This window comes from Rhodoferax ferrireducens T118 (assembly GCF_000013605.1).
Classification (GTDB): Bacteria; Pseudomonadota; Gammaproteobacteria; order Burkholderiales; family Burkholderiaceae_C; genus Rhodoferax; species Rhodoferax ferrireducens.
Map to the genome: position 1 here is coordinate 872,833 of NC_007908.1, position 13,102 is coordinate 885,934.

Sequence of the window (13,102 nt, forward strand, 5' to 3'; positions counted from 1 at the left end):
AGCCGCAGGCCTCACGACACCGGCAGTGACTTGGCCTGGTCTTTGCCTTCCTTGGGCAATCGAACCGTCAACACGCCATTCTTGAAGCTGGCTTGGGCCTTCTCGATGTTCACGTTGCGCGGCAAGGGTATGGCGCGCTGGAATGAACCGTAGGCGCGCTCCATGACGTGGTAGGTGCTGTCACTGGTTTCGCGTTCAAAGCGTTTCTCGCCGCTCAGATAAAGCGTGTTGCCGTCAATGGTGATCTGGCAATCGTCCTTGTCCATGCCGGGCAACTCGATCCGCACCAGCACATCCTTCGCCGTTTCTTCCAGTTCGCCAGCCAGCAGACTCCAGCTTGGAAACGCCGCAAGCGCGCTGCCTGCGGTTGGCGTTTCTTCTTTGTGATGCGTGAATTTGGTGAGAGAGTCGCTGCTGCGGCTGAGTAACTCGCGCCAGCCTTCGGACAGGCTATCCCAAGCGCGACTGATCTCGTGCCCAATTTTTTCACCGGTTTTTTTAAGGGAGTTCAGCATGGTCATCGTTTCAATAGGTTAGATTGATCCAGTCCGCTGCCGCGATGGGCCGACGTAATCGAGCTTGATTCATCCAAAAAAGATCGCTGAAACGGAACGAGTTGACTCTATGACGCTGCCTCACGGGCGGCTTGATATTTCACAACGTCCGGGTCATCCTGAGAGTATTCAACGCCTGCCCGGCCGCAATCAGTTGATGCGTGCGGAGGGTGCCAACGACTGCAGAACCGCCATGCCTATTCAAGACTTGCTGCCCAGGACCAATGCCCTGCAAAAAATGATTGCTTGTGTCGGGTTCTTTTACAGTTCAAATATCCGCAACAGCCATTTTTTGCTAACGTATTGATTTTTAAGCATTTATTTAATAGGTATGTTTTTTGCTTGTGTTCTCTGCAGAGATTTGTCCAAATGATCAGAGAGTCTCGCAACCCAATTCAGCGTGGAGAATTCAAATGAAAAATAAATGGATCAGCAAGGTCTTGTCGCCGGTCTTGGGGGCCGCTCTCTTGATTGCAAGTGCCGGTGCTGGCGCTGCGCAGATCTACTGGACCGATTGGACCGGCCAGAACAGTGTGGCGCAGGGTTTCCAGGGTGTTGGAACGATCACAACAGGCACATCGACGATTCAGGTGACGTACACGAATACGAACGGAATCGGTTTTTATAACACGGGCGGTGGCACCGATTATTGGACCGGCGGGTCTGGAGCAACCTCTCCCTATACGAGCACGGCCGTGGACAATCGCCCCACAGGAGCCGACATCATCGCGCTGAGCAAGGCCGGGACTCAAACCCTGCAATTCTCACAAACGGTGGCCAATCCTGTCTTTGCGTTTGTCAGTCTCAACGGCAACGGTTATGCCTTCAATCAGGATTTCGAGCTTCTCAGCCTGGGTGGCGTTGATGGCAATGCCTGCGGCTACTGGGGTTGCGGCGGCGCAAGCAAGGTCGTCGTCGATCTTGGCGGTGGAAATTTCGAGTATCAATTGAACAGCAATGGCGTCGGCGGGTCGGAGCCACATGGCGCACTTCGGTTCACCGGCGCATTCGACACCGTCACCTGGAGAAGCGCCACAAACGAATTCTGGAACGGTTTCACCGTGGGCGTACAAGGGACGGCCGCGGAGGTTTTCCCCGGGACGAGCGTTCCAGAGCCAGGTTCACTTGCACTTCTGGGGCTGGGTCTGTTGGGTCTCGCCGCGACACGCAAACGCAGGCAAAGGTAGCTTGCGAGCCAACACGCATGACACATGACCTCGCTTCGGCGAGGTTTTCATTTCTGCGGCACCCGTGCCCGTCCGCTCATGGTCGGCGCCGCTTTGGCGTCAACGCAAATTGCCTGGCATCTTCGATCGCTACGGCCGTTGCACCGCGTCAAGGCCAAGCACACAACAGTCGTCAGCGCCGTGTCCGGCCGCAATCAGCTGATCCATACGGGTCGCCACCGACGGCAGCACCGCCATGGGTCGATCGCCCGCAGTCTCCAACATGAGCCTCACATCTTTGCGCGCCATCGTCAATTCAAAACTCGGGCTGAAGTTTCCTTTTGCCATGTTCACGCCACGCCCGGCCACGATGGCATTCACATCGATAAAACCCAACAGCTTGATGGCGTCCTCTGCACTGACATCGCTCGCCTGTGCCATCGTCAGTATGTCCGCCATCACCGCCGCCACGCCGATGATCATGGCATTGCCGAACAGTTTGTTCACGGCGGCCACATCCGTGCGCTCACCCATGTATACCAGCCGACCCGTCATTTTGGCCAGATCAGCTTTGACGCTTTCGAACAGCGCCTTGGGCCCGGCGACCATCATCGTGCCCTGCGCATTGCGCGCCGCGGGCGGCCCCATGAAGACAGGGCAGTGCAGGTACTTGACTCCTTCGGCATGGAGCCGTTCGGCACGCGCCGCAGTGAGTGTCGGCAATGTGGTGGTGTGGTCAATGATGATCGCATCGGGTGAAAGCCCGGCGCGCGCGGCCGCCAGCACCTCTTCAACCACGGCGTCATCCTTGAGCACGAGGTGAACGCGCGCCGCGCTCTGCACCGCCTCGGCCGGGTTCGCTGCGGCCATCACGCCAAACTGCGCCAGCGCATGAACTTTGTCGGGTGAACGGTTCCACGCGGTGACCGTGTCGCCGCGCTTGGCGGCAGCTTCAGCGAAGGCGCCGCCGAGCAGGCCGGTGCCGAGAAAAGCGATGGTTGACATAAGTGATCCTCTAAAAATGTTTGGAATGCAATCGGGCGCTGACTCAGCCAAACCCAGAGTCGGCGCCACCAGTTGGTTTCAAATAAAGTCCTTGGCCAGTTGCTGTACATTGACCTGCGCCTTGAGCCGGGCTGCCAGCAAATACATGCCACCGAGCTTGCGATGCAAAAACAAAGTGTCCACCGGTGGTATGTGCCAGAAATCCCGGCCCAACGCCAAGTCCATGCCGGCAGCATGCAGGCGCTGCGCAATATCAGAGCGCCCAAAATCATAGACTCCCGCGAGACGAAACGGCTCCAGCGCGATGTCAACCATGCCGAGCACCGCCAACTGATGCTTTTCTTGTGTGCTGGCATCAAAGTAGCCCAGTGACAGAGCGGCTTTTCGCATGGCCTGCTGATCGCTCGCCGCAGCGGCCATCAGCAGTCGACGGTAGGCCCTGGCCATGGTGTCCTTGTAGGGTCGGGTGGCGCCAAAATCAAGCAAGATCAATTGCCGGGACTCGGTGTCATAGCGGTAATTGGCAAAATTGGGGTCGGTCTGAACCAGCCGAAACTCAAAAATCTCCCGAAACAAAAGACGAACCAACAGCGCGACGATTCTGTCGCGTTCTTGCTGGGGCGCATCGACCATCGATTCAACGGGAACACCGCCAACGAAGGACATGGCTAAAACACTTGGGGTCGTCAATTCGGAACACAGTTCGGGCACCAAAAACTCTGGCGCGTCAGCCAGCAAACTGGCGTAACGCTGCAAGTAGCCACCCTCGCGCAGGTAATCGGCTTCCTCGCGCAGTTGGCGCTTGGCCTGGGTGAGCAGCGGTTTGATGTTCAGCGTTTTGGGCAGCAAACCTGACATGCGCAGCAAAGAGGCCACATTGTTCACGTCGCTGTCGATACTCTCCCTGACCCCCGGGTATTGGATTTTGATGGCCAAATCCTGACCGCTTTTGGTCTTGGCCCGGTGGACCTGGCCGATCGATGCCGCGGCGATGGGGGTGAAAGAAAATTGGTCAAATTGCTGCTGCCAGTGCGCGCCCCAGTTGGCATCCAGTACGCCCTGCACCTGCTTTTTGGGCATGGCCTGCGCGTCTGAGCGCAAGCGCGCCAGAATGGCGGCCAGCTCCGGTGGCAACATGTCACCGGCGTCCATGGAGATCATTTGCCCCACCTTCATGGCGGCACCCCGCAGCTGGGCAAGTTGCTGTGTCACCCGGCGGGCATTGGCGGGCGTGAGCAGCAGGTCGCTGATGCGCGGACGTTTGCCCTGAGCCAATTGGCGCGCGCCCTCCATCAACATGCCGCCTGCAACCCCTGTAGCCATGCTCCCCAGACGTGCCAGCCGCGACAAGCGTCCACGGGGGACCGGTGCGCTCATTGATTGATCTGAATTGGGCAAAACTTTGGGTACCAGGTTGAAGTTCAATGATCATTTTGTCACCCCGGCGGCAAGGTCTTCTCTGAGCCGCCACAATCTCCACACTCTTTGAAAGCAAGCACGCCGCTTGATGCCCATGACCAACAGCCACCGCTTTGTGAAATCGACCCAATGGATGCGCCCTGTCATCCGATGGTCTACCCGCTTTTCTTTGAACTCGCCGCGGTGGTTGCCCGCCTTTGTGCGTCATGCGCCCTTGCGCTTGTCGTCTTTTATCCTGCGCTGCTATCACCTGGCATTGCGTTAATCAAGGGGATGCCCGCGTTGGCCGCTCTTGGGGGCATTGGGCTTCAATAACCTCCATCACCCGGGCCATGGCACCACCGGTTCCAACTTCTCCAACAACATCAAAAGTAGTTGGCATCGGTGGCAGTAGCTACGCACCTGTGGCGGTATGCGGTGCGCATCTGAGTGGCTTGCCCGTGAACTGGCAACTCACTCAGCGCGCGAGTTTGGTACCTTTGTGTCAGGCATTGCGGCACCCTTGGGCATTGGCACGGTCGAATTGGCAGACGGCACCTCGGTGCAAGGCTTTGTTTGTGAGGCCCACGCAACGACCCAGGCGCAAGACATCAGCCATTTTGGTGGTTGGCGGGCCTATTTGCGCAGCCTCGGTTGATGGGGCACTGACGATGGCGTCACGGCAAAACCTTGGTGGAGATGAATGCCCGGAAGGCATCAATATCAGATTCAAACCGTCTGAACAATTGCAGCCTCCTCAACAAGCCGTTGCGTTTCAAGCCAGGATCTACGCCGTTACATAACAATACAATCCAGAAAAAACAGACGCCAAGAAACACATTGGCCATCTAAAAGGGAAGTGTTTTGCTTAGTAACCGCTCGGTGACCTATTCACCGGAACAGGTGCTGTGGGCACTGGGGAGTCTGTGCACGCTGCATCAGAAGCCGTTCGCAGCTGAGCTGGTGGCGCCCGAGTTGCCTTCTGATTCGCCGGAAGGCATTGAGCCATGGGTGATCATTCAGGCAGGCGAACGGCTGGGCTTCAAGGTCAAGCCGGCTCAAATCACGCCAGAGCGCGTATCGCGCTTATCCGACCCCGCCAAAGGTCTGCGCAGCCTGGCCGTCTTTGATGCCAATGCCGATGGTCGCATCGATGTCCTGGACCCGGTCTACGCCCTGCTCAAAGTCTGGCAAGACCTGAACCAGGACGGTAACCACACTCACAGCCTACAGATTGGGCCCCATACGGAAACCGCGCAAGACGAAACCAATGGCGTGTAAGAATTCAGAAGCCTGGCCGACTGGGGCATCACCGCCATTGACTACGGACACGGCCGCTACGAATATGCTAGCAGTCTGCTAAATAGTGAAGTTGGCTACGGCTCGATTTCTACTCAAACACTGGAGGCCAAAGAGGAAGGCGTGCTGTACACCGCAGTGCAGGGTGGCATCCGCATTGATGCCACCGACGGCAAACCCGAGGTGCTGGTCACGCAGGTTCTTGTCAGAAATAGGGAACTCTCATGCCAAAGACGATCCCTTCTCAATCTGACAAGCCGTAGAAATTCCGAGGACCAAGATGGCTCTATAGCCAGCAAATGACTGTGAATGGATAAAAGCAGCATGACAATGCTCAACCGTTTTTTAAAAATGTTGACGGGTGTTGCTCTGGCAGTCTCTGTTCATGGCATTGGGGCGCAACCCATGGATCCAGTGAAGTCCATCATGGATCAATGGGTGAAGTCAGGAAAGCTGAGGATCACCGGCCCCAAGCGCCCGATTCCGCTCGAACTGACCGATGAGCAACGTGCGATGCTCACCGAGTCGCCGGATATGTTTCCGTACATTGAGGTTGAAGGGCTTGACCCCGGCTATCCTCACTTTCGCCCGTTCTGGATGGATGAGGTTCGCCTCATCATGTCGGTTCAGCGTCACGGCGATTGGCGCGCAGCACCGGGTGAGCTTTCAAAGATTGTCATCTTCAACACCGACACCAAGCAGTTCGAGGAAACACCCTACAGCGGTGCTTTGGAATGCTTCACGCCAGATCGCATGGTGGTGGTGGAAAACCTCAACGGATGGGGAGGGCGGGGCAAAGTCGCCAGCGACAGGACTAATCCTTACCCTGTTCTGGCTGGGCGCTACGGTGAGCCACTAAAGGCTGAGGCATACGCGGGATTCGAAACGCGGTTCAACAAATTTACCTGCCGTGCCTTCAACCCCAAAAGCGACCCGCCAGCGAATGAAAACTACTGGATGCATCCCTTACGTGATGGAGATGGTGCGTTGGGGTACAAGTCTCCTTTGAGTCTCGCCAGGGGACTACCGGGTCTGCTCTTGTTTGACTCAACAGGCAAGGTTTACGCCGAACGCACGTTCGGGGCAGAGTGGCACTTTGACGACAGGATTTTCTTCAACACAACAACCCGCCGATATTTCTATTCTTCTTCAGGAGATAAATGTGGCGATACCAGCAAGGGCAGTGCAATGCCTGGAATGACAATTTCTTTTCGTGTCGGCGAAGGCTGGCAGGAGCATGCGACACCAGCGCTATTTGTCAATATGCTGGATTGGTGTTTTCCTTCATCTTTTGATGTTGTTGATACTGCGGCCGGATTGGTCTATTGGCCGATTTCGGTATACGACCCACGTCGGCACATGCCTCTATACCACCGCGGCCTGTACATCCAAGTGGGTGACAAGATGCACCGCTTCTTCAAAGCACATGCTGGAGTGACCGCCATCAGCCCCAGTGGCTGCCGCGTCTTTGCCCCCTACAAGCCAGATACCTACGACCCATCACCCAGCGGTGATGTACCCAAAGCCAGAATTTTTAACGTTTGCCAGGGAGATAAGAAATGAGCCAAGCTGTCGGAACCACCATCACCTGGCGCGAGGCACGCCAGGACGACAAGGACTACGCCATCACCAGCATTGACCCGGTGTTCAAGGAACTCAAGGTTTGGCAGGACGTCAATGGCGACCAGCAGTTCATCATTACAAAGGTAACCAATTTGTTAGGCAAGTTGCACAGCAACACAAACCAAAGAATTCCTGAAATCATAGCTATGAGCGCAATTAATACGGGGGCTAGAGGCGAATTTAGTTCAAGAGTCAGGTTTGCCGCGAATGATGGCGTTTGGGGGGCGACAGCATGAAGCTCTTTTCCGTTCGTTTTGCCATTGGTTCGTCCGCGGCTATGGCGCTGCCAACCTATTTGCTTGCGGTCTGCATGGCGGTGCTCGGTGTGAGCGCACAGGCCCGAAGCGCTGAACCGGACAAACCGCTGACTCAAGCTGAAGTGCAAGCGGCTTTGGGAGGTTGCAGCGTGAATACTTTTGCTCAATTCATCAAGACCTGGTTTCGGGTTGTTTCGCTGGCCTTGGTCTTGGGGCTGGGTCTGGTTGGTGCAGGCTGCGCGAGCGGGCCACCACTTGTCGATCATGCATTCAGTTTTGATGCGGGAGTTGAAAGTCCTAACGTAAAGATTCTTGATTTTAAATACGGCACAGCCGGTCTTTTGACGACAAGCGCCACACAGTCGGATATCAAGAATGAAGCAACTCGGCAGTATTCAAACATTAACGGCAGCTTTCCAAAGGGTGACACGCTTTACGTTAAGTGGCGCATTAAATCTACCGGGGAAGTTATTGAAGACACAGTGGATCTCAAAAGCCGGTTGCCATCAGACATTTCACAGCATCGAATCCATTTTGTGATTCAAGGTCGAGAACTTCATGTTTATTTGGTGAGCCCAGAACTTCGGCATAAAGGGTCGCCACCCTTTGGCCCGAAAAAATATCGAGACTACTTCAAAGTCTATGAGATTTATCCAACGTCCACATTGAACAAATAGCCATCACAAAGGAAACCAATTATGGGAAGCATCGCAGGCACAGCCAGTACTACCGGAACACTATGGGCTTTGTGGTCCTTGGTCAAAAGGCACCCGTCAAGATTGCCGCATACCCATTTCAGAAGTGCGGACTGCTCGCTGGGAAAGTGGCACTACTCAGTGCTGACTCTGTGGTCAAGCGATTCAAGGCGGCCTTCCAGTCCCGAGTCGGCATGACCCACGCATCCTTCTTGCGAGCATGCGTTCAAATTGCAACTACCGGTCAGCTGGCAAGGGCACTCATCTCGCGATAAAGATCCGCTTTGCCTTCGAAGCCGATGCCGGGCAGCTCCGGCAAGGTGACGTAGCTGTTTTCGACCTTCACCCCATCAGGAAAGCCACCGTAGGGCTGGAACAAGTCGGGGTAGGACTCATTGCCGCCAAGGCCGAGACCTGCGGCGATAGCCAGTGACATCTGATGTCCGCCATGCGGGATGCAGCGCGAGGTCGACCAGCCGTGCTCTTTCAGCATCTCCAGGGTGCGCAGGTATTCCACGAGGCCGTAGCTCAGAGCGCAGTCAAACTGCAGCCAGTCACGGTCAGGCCGCATACCACCGTAGCGAATCAGGTTGCGCGCGTCCTGCATCGAGAAGAGATTTTCGCCGGTGGCCATCGGCCCGGCGTAGTGCTGGGCGAGTTCTGCCTGCAGGGCATAGTCAAGCGGATCACCGGCTTCCTCGTACCAGAACAGGCCGTAGTTCGACAGCGCCTTGGCGTATTCGACGGCCGTCTTCAAGTCGAATCGGCCGTTGGCATCCACGGCCAGTTTCTGGCCAGGTCCCAACAGTCTCAGCACGGCCTCAATGCGTTTGCAGTCTTCGCTGAGAGATGCGCCGCCAATCTTCATTTTGACCACGGAATATCCGCGGTCAAGGTAGCTGCGCATTTCCCGCTCCAGCCCTTCAATCCCCTGGCCGGGCCAGTAGTACCCGCCGGCCGCATAGACGAAGACCTTGCGCTTGGGCCGGCCGTCACCATAGCGTTCAGCAAGCAGTTGGTAAAGTGGTTTGTCTTCGATCTTGGCGACCGCGTCCCACACCGCCATGTCAATCGTGCCCACTGCAACCGAGCGCTCGCCATGACCACCGGGCTTTTCATTGGTCATCATGGTTGTCCAGATCTTGTGGGGGTCGAGGTTGTTTCCGCTGTCGTCTCCCAGACTCTCTGGAGACGCTTCGAGGATGCGCGGGGCGAACCGTTCGCGGATCAGCGAGCCCTGGCCGTAGCGGCCGTTCGAGTTGAAGCCGTAGCCGATCACAGGTTTGCCGTCACGGATGACGTCGGTGACGACCGCCACCAGGCTCAGTGTCATCTTTGAAAAGTCGATGTACGCGTTGCGGATGTCGGATTTGATGGGTTTGGTAGCTTCACGGATGGCAGTAATTTTCACTCGGTAACTCCTTTGGCAGATAATGAAACTGGTGGCGACACGGCGCCGGAACAGGTGAATGATCGTCATCGCGGCCCTGACTGTCCAATGCTGCTTTTCAATTCTTGTATGCCCTCAAAGCACCGGTATGAATCTTTCTTGGCTCCTTGACTTTCAGGCGTTGGCCACCAGCGGCAATTTTTCGCGCGCTGCAGCAGATCGGGCCATGACGCAGCCCGCATTCAGCCGGAGAATTCGGGCCCTCGAAACGTGGCTCGGTGTCACCCTGTTCGACCGGAGCACGCATCCGGCCACCCTCACGGAAGTTGGCGAATGGTTTCGTGCCGAGGCGCAAACCATCCTCGCGCGCGTGGCGCGGGTTCCCGACGAAGCCCGGGCGGTTGCAGCTTCGAGTTCAGCAACCTTGCGATTTGCGGCGACGCATGCTTTGTCTCTCACCTTTCTTCCGGCGTGGCTGCGAACCCTGGAGACAAGACTTGCGATGGGTTCAATCCAGTTGGTGTCCGATGTGCTTCAGCAGTGCGAGGCGCTGATGTTGCAGGGGCGTGCGCAGTTCATGTTGTCTCACGCGCATGTGCTGGTGCCGGGCCGGCTCGACCCCGGAAGCTATCTGTCAGTCAAAGTCGGCACCGACACCCTGATCCCGGTGGCCGCCGGCAATGGTTCGGGCGCGCCTCGCCATTGTCTGGGCGCAAATGCCGATGTGCGTGTTCCTTTGTTGTCCTATAGCGATGAGTCTGGTCTCGCACGCGTGATAGGTGCGCTGCGTGGCGACGCGCTGGAGAAGTGTGGCACCGAAACCGTTTTTACTGCACATCTGGCAGCGGTTCTTAAATCCATGGCCCTGGACGGGCGTGGGGTGGCGTGGCTACCCGTCAGTCTGATTCAAGACGAGCTTCAGGATGGAAGACTGGTGGAAGCTGCTCAGCCGGACTGGCGTATTGAACTGGACATCCGGCTGTTCCGCAATCAAGCCACAGCCCCGCCGGCGGCCGAAGCCTTTTGGCGTGCAGTTGCCTTATCTCTGGCCTGAGCGGTGACCAGACTGCCGCGTAATGGCTGCGTCAGCCTCGATCGCGTTCACGGTGGCGTCATGCGCCTTTGCCCTTGGAGCTTTTGGCCAGTTGGCTGCACACGGCCTGCGTCACCTCGGTTGTGGTGGCTTTGCCGCCCAGGTCACGGGTGTGCAGGGCCGGGTTGGCGGTGACTTGCTCGATGGCTTGCATGAGGCGCCTGGCGGCCTCCAACTCGCCCAGGTGCTCCAACAGCATCACCACCGACCAGAAGGTGCCGACCGGGTTGGCCAAGCCTCTGCCCATGATGTCAAAGGCTGAACCGTGGATGGGTTCAAACATCGAAGGGTAGCGGCGCTCGGGATCGATGTTGGCGGTGGGTGCGATGCCCAGGCTGCCAGCCAGTGCCGCGGCCAGGTCACTCAGGATGTCGGCATGCAGGTTGGTCGCAACAAGGGTGTCCAGTGTGGCCGGACGGTTCACCATGCGGGCCGTTGCGGCGTCCACCAGTTCTTTATCCCACGTTACATCGGGAAACTCTTTTGAAATTTGCACTGCGATCTCATCCCACATGACCATGGCATGGCGTTGTGCGTTGGACTTGGTGACCACGGTCAACAACTTGCGCGGACGGGACTGAGCCTGCTTGAAGGCGTAGCGCATGATGCGCTCGACGCCAGCGCGGGTCATCATCGACAAATCGGTGGCGGCCTCGATCGGCTGGCCTTGGTGGACGCGGCCACCCACACCCGAATACTCACCCTCCGAATTCTCGCGCACGATGACCCAGTCCAGGTCCTCGGGCCTGCAGCGTTTCAGCGGCGCGTCGATGCCAGGCAGGATGCGGGTGGGGCGCACATTGGCGTACTGGTCAAAGCCCTGACAGATTTTGAGACGCAAGCCCCAGAGTGTGATGTGGTCAGGGATGTCCGGGTCACCTGCAGAGCCAAACAAAATCGCATCTTTGCCGCGCAACGCGTCCAGTCCGTCGGCTGGCATCATGGCGCCGTGTGCGCGGTACCAATCACCGCCCCAGCCGAAGTTCTCGAACTCGAACTTGAACGTGTTGCTGGACGCCGCCAGTGCCTCCAGTACGGTCTGCCCCGCTGGCACGACTTCCTTTCCGATCCCATCACCTGGAATACAGGCAATTTTGTAAGTCTTCATATCGTCGCCCAAATAAATTGTGGTGTGGTCGGACTATACCCATTGCAGCATTTAATGAACGGCCTTGAAGTCAAGCCAGTATTTACTTTGATTCACCAATGTCTACGCCCACTTCTGCTCCTTCCGAGATGGCATTTTTTAGCTTGCTGGTGCGTTTCGGAAGTTTTTCGAATGCTGCGCGCGAGCTTGATATCACCACCCGGGCGGCCAGCAAGCGACTGGCCCAGATGGAGGCGCGGCTGGGTGTGCAGTTGCTCAATCGCACGACGCGGCGCATGGGCCTCACACCCGAAGTTGAGGTGTACTTGGAACACGCGCGCCGCATCCTCGCCGATATTGGTGACATGGAGCGGTTGGTGTCAAACTCAGTTGGCGCGCCCAAAGGCCTGCTGCGCGTGAACGCCACTTTGGGTTTTGGACGCAGCCACATCGCTTCATTGATTTCAGACTTTGCAAAACTCTATCCGGAAGTGCAGGTCCAACTGCAGCTCACGGTCAATCCACCACCACTGACTGAAGACGCATTCGATATCTGCATTCGCCAGGGTGACGAGGCCTACGGCATTTGGCACCTGAGCTCAGGCCAGCGCACCGAGACTGTCAAGGTGCGCGGAACCTTAAGCACCAACGACGGCGAGACCGCGCTGAATTGGGCGCTTGATGGTCACGGCGTCGTGATGCGTGCGGAATGGGATATCGCCAAATACCTGGACAGTGGACGCTTGCGCCAAGTGCTAACGAACTGGCAGACACCGCCTGCTGATATTCACGCGGTTTACCCACAACGGCTCACCCGCGGGCCACCGAACTGACCGACCATTGATTGTTGGCTGTAGTTCCGACGCGAGAAGTGGCGCTACGATACCAGTCCGTTGTTGCCCCCCTTTCTACTTTGAGGAATATCCATGACCATCTCCATGTACCAGGCCAGCGTGCCGCGCTTTGTCAATATTCTGGGAAACTTGTCGAACATCCTGGACAAGGCGCAGGCTCATATCGATACCCGGAAACTTGACGATGCCACGCTAACCACTTATCGCCTGTTCCCGGACATGCTGCCCATGGCCAAGCAGGTACAAATTGCCTGTGATGCTGCCAAGGGGGTGGTGGCGCGCCTGGCCGGTGTCGAGATACCCGTGCATGAAGACAATGAAAAAACATTGGCCGAGTTGAAGGCGCGTATTGCCAAAACCATCGTCTTTGTCCAGAGCGTGACACCAGAGCAGATTGACGGCACTGAAGACAAGGACATTGTGATCAAGCGCGGCGACAAGGAAACCCACTACAAGGGCATGCAGTTTCTGCTGGGCCACGCTATTCCAAATTTCTACTTCCACGTGACCACCACCTACAACATCCTGCGCCATAACGGCATTGAAATCGGCAAACGCGATTACATCGGCAATCCTTAAACCATTCGACGATGTGTACCCACGCGGCAACGCCCGGATGGGACCGGCTGCGTCGCTGGCGGGTCGGGATTTGGGATAAGACTTTTCCCGACGCGATGGCTG

General features: G+C 57.0%; 15 protein-coding genes and 1 pseudogene. 11 read left to right on the top strand and 5 right to left on the bottom strand.

Annotated elements, in window-relative coordinates:
- Window positions 1-11: 11 nt before the first annotated feature.
- Window positions 12-515, bottom strand: a complete 504-nt coding sequence (locus RFER_RS04160; protein ID WP_041791459.1) for an Hsp20/alpha crystallin family protein — start codon at window positions 513-515, stop codon at window positions 12-14.
- 109 nt (window positions 516-624) lie between these two features.
- Here RFER_RS04160 and RFER_RS23915 point away from each other — a divergent pair, with 109 nt between their 5' ends.
- Both RFER_RS23915 and RFER_RS04165 read left to right on the top strand, forming a co-directional pair.
- A complete protein-coding gene (locus RFER_RS23915; protein WP_166485653.1) occupies window positions 625-861 on the top strand; it encodes a hypothetical protein in 237 nt (78 codons plus the stop codon).
- Window positions 862-967: 106 nt separating this feature from the next.
- Window positions 968-1,741, top strand: coding sequence for a PEP-CTERM sorting domain-containing protein (locus tag RFER_RS04165; protein WP_011463158.1), 774 nt, complete (start codon window positions 968-970; stop codon window positions 1,739-1,741).
- A gap of 129 nt (window positions 1,742-1,870) precedes the next feature.
- Here RFER_RS04165 and RFER_RS04170 read toward each other — a convergent pair whose 3' ends face one another.
- Together RFER_RS04170 and RFER_RS04175 are read right to left on the bottom strand one after the other, a co-directional pair.
- Entirely contained in the window at window positions 1,871-2,725 is an 855-nt protein-coding gene (locus RFER_RS04170) for an NAD(P)-dependent oxidoreductase (RefSeq protein ID WP_011463159.1), read from the bottom strand.
- A 78-nt stretch (window positions 2,726-2,803) separates the two neighbouring features.
- Window positions 2,804-4,102, bottom strand: coding sequence for an ABC1 kinase family protein (locus RFER_RS04175; RefSeq protein ID WP_011463160.1), 1,299 nt, complete (start codon window positions 4,100-4,102; stop codon window positions 2,804-2,806).
- Window positions 4,103-4,210: 108 nt separating this feature from the next.
- Between RFER_RS04175 and RFER_RS23920 the strand changes: the two genes are divergently transcribed.
- From RFER_RS23920 to RFER_RS04200, 6 genes are all read left to right on the top strand, one after another.
- Entirely contained in the window at window positions 4,211-4,459 is a 249-nt protein-coding gene (locus RFER_RS23920; RefSeq protein ID WP_166485654.1) for a hypothetical protein, read from the top strand.
- A gap of 130 nt (window positions 4,460-4,589) precedes the next feature.
- Complete coding sequence (locus RFER_RS04180) at window positions 4,590-4,781, top strand: allophanate hydrolase-related protein (protein ID WP_425057085.1); 192 nt, start codon at window positions 4,590-4,592, stop codon at window positions 4,779-4,781.
- A gap of 206 nt (window positions 4,782-4,987) precedes the next feature.
- On the top strand, window positions 4,988-5,404 hold the full coding sequence (locus tag RFER_RS04185; protein ID WP_011463161.1) for a hypothetical protein: 417 nt from the start codon (window positions 4,988-4,990) through the stop codon (window positions 5,402-5,404).
- A 327-nt stretch (window positions 5,405-5,731) separates the two neighbouring features.
- Window positions 5,732-6,985 (top strand): hypothetical protein, encoded by a 1,254-nt coding sequence (locus RFER_RS04190; protein WP_041790147.1) that lies wholly within the window; start codon window positions 5,732-5,734, stop codon window positions 6,983-6,985.
- Window positions 6,982-7,281, top strand: coding sequence for a hypothetical protein (locus RFER_RS04195; protein WP_011463163.1), 300 nt, complete (start codon window positions 6,982-6,984; stop codon window positions 7,279-7,281). Before RFER_RS04190 ends, RFER_RS04195 begins: the two co-directional genes overlap by 4 nt.
- Window positions 7,278-7,979 (top strand): hypothetical protein, encoded by a 702-nt coding sequence (locus RFER_RS04200; RefSeq protein WP_011463164.1) that lies wholly within the window; start codon window positions 7,278-7,280, stop codon window positions 7,977-7,979. The genes RFER_RS04195 and RFER_RS04200 overlap by 4 nt, the downstream gene beginning before the upstream one ends.
- 262 nt (window positions 7,980-8,241) lie before the next feature.
- Here RFER_RS04200 and RFER_RS04205 read toward each other — a convergent pair whose 3' ends face one another.
- Complete coding sequence (locus RFER_RS04205) at window positions 8,242-9,408, bottom strand: mandelate racemase/muconate lactonizing enzyme family protein (protein ID WP_011463165.1); 1,167 nt, start codon at window positions 9,406-9,408, stop codon at window positions 8,242-8,244.
- A gap of 127 nt (window positions 9,409-9,535) precedes the next feature.
- On the opposite strand from RFER_RS04205, the gene RFER_RS04210 reads away from it, so the two are divergent.
- The gene (locus tag RFER_RS04210; protein ID WP_011463166.1) at window positions 9,536-10,441 is read left to right on the top strand and encodes a LysR family transcriptional regulator; all 906 of its coding nucleotides are present in this window, start codon (window positions 9,536-9,538) and stop codon (window positions 10,439-10,441) included.
- Window positions 10,442-10,499: 58 nt separating this feature from the next.
- Here the strand turns inward: RFER_RS04210 and RFER_RS04215 are convergent, their stop codons facing one another.
- The gene (locus RFER_RS04215) at window positions 10,500-11,588 is read right to left on the bottom strand and encodes a tartrate dehydrogenase (RefSeq protein ID WP_011463167.1); all 1,089 of its coding nucleotides are present in this window, start codon (window positions 11,586-11,588) and stop codon (window positions 10,500-10,502) included.
- 98 nt (window positions 11,589-11,686) lie between these two features.
- Between RFER_RS04215 and RFER_RS04220 the strand changes: the two are divergent.
- Window positions 11,687-12,376: pseudogene (locus tag RFER_RS04220) on the top strand (LysR substrate-binding domain-containing protein); the annotation flags it as partial.
- A 117-nt stretch (window positions 12,377-12,493) separates the two neighbouring features.
- On the top strand, window positions 12,494-13,000 hold the full coding sequence (locus RFER_RS04225) for a DUF1993 domain-containing protein (protein WP_011463169.1): 507 nt from the start codon (window positions 12,494-12,496) through the stop codon (window positions 12,998-13,000).
- Window positions 13,001-13,102 lie beyond the last annotated feature (102 nt).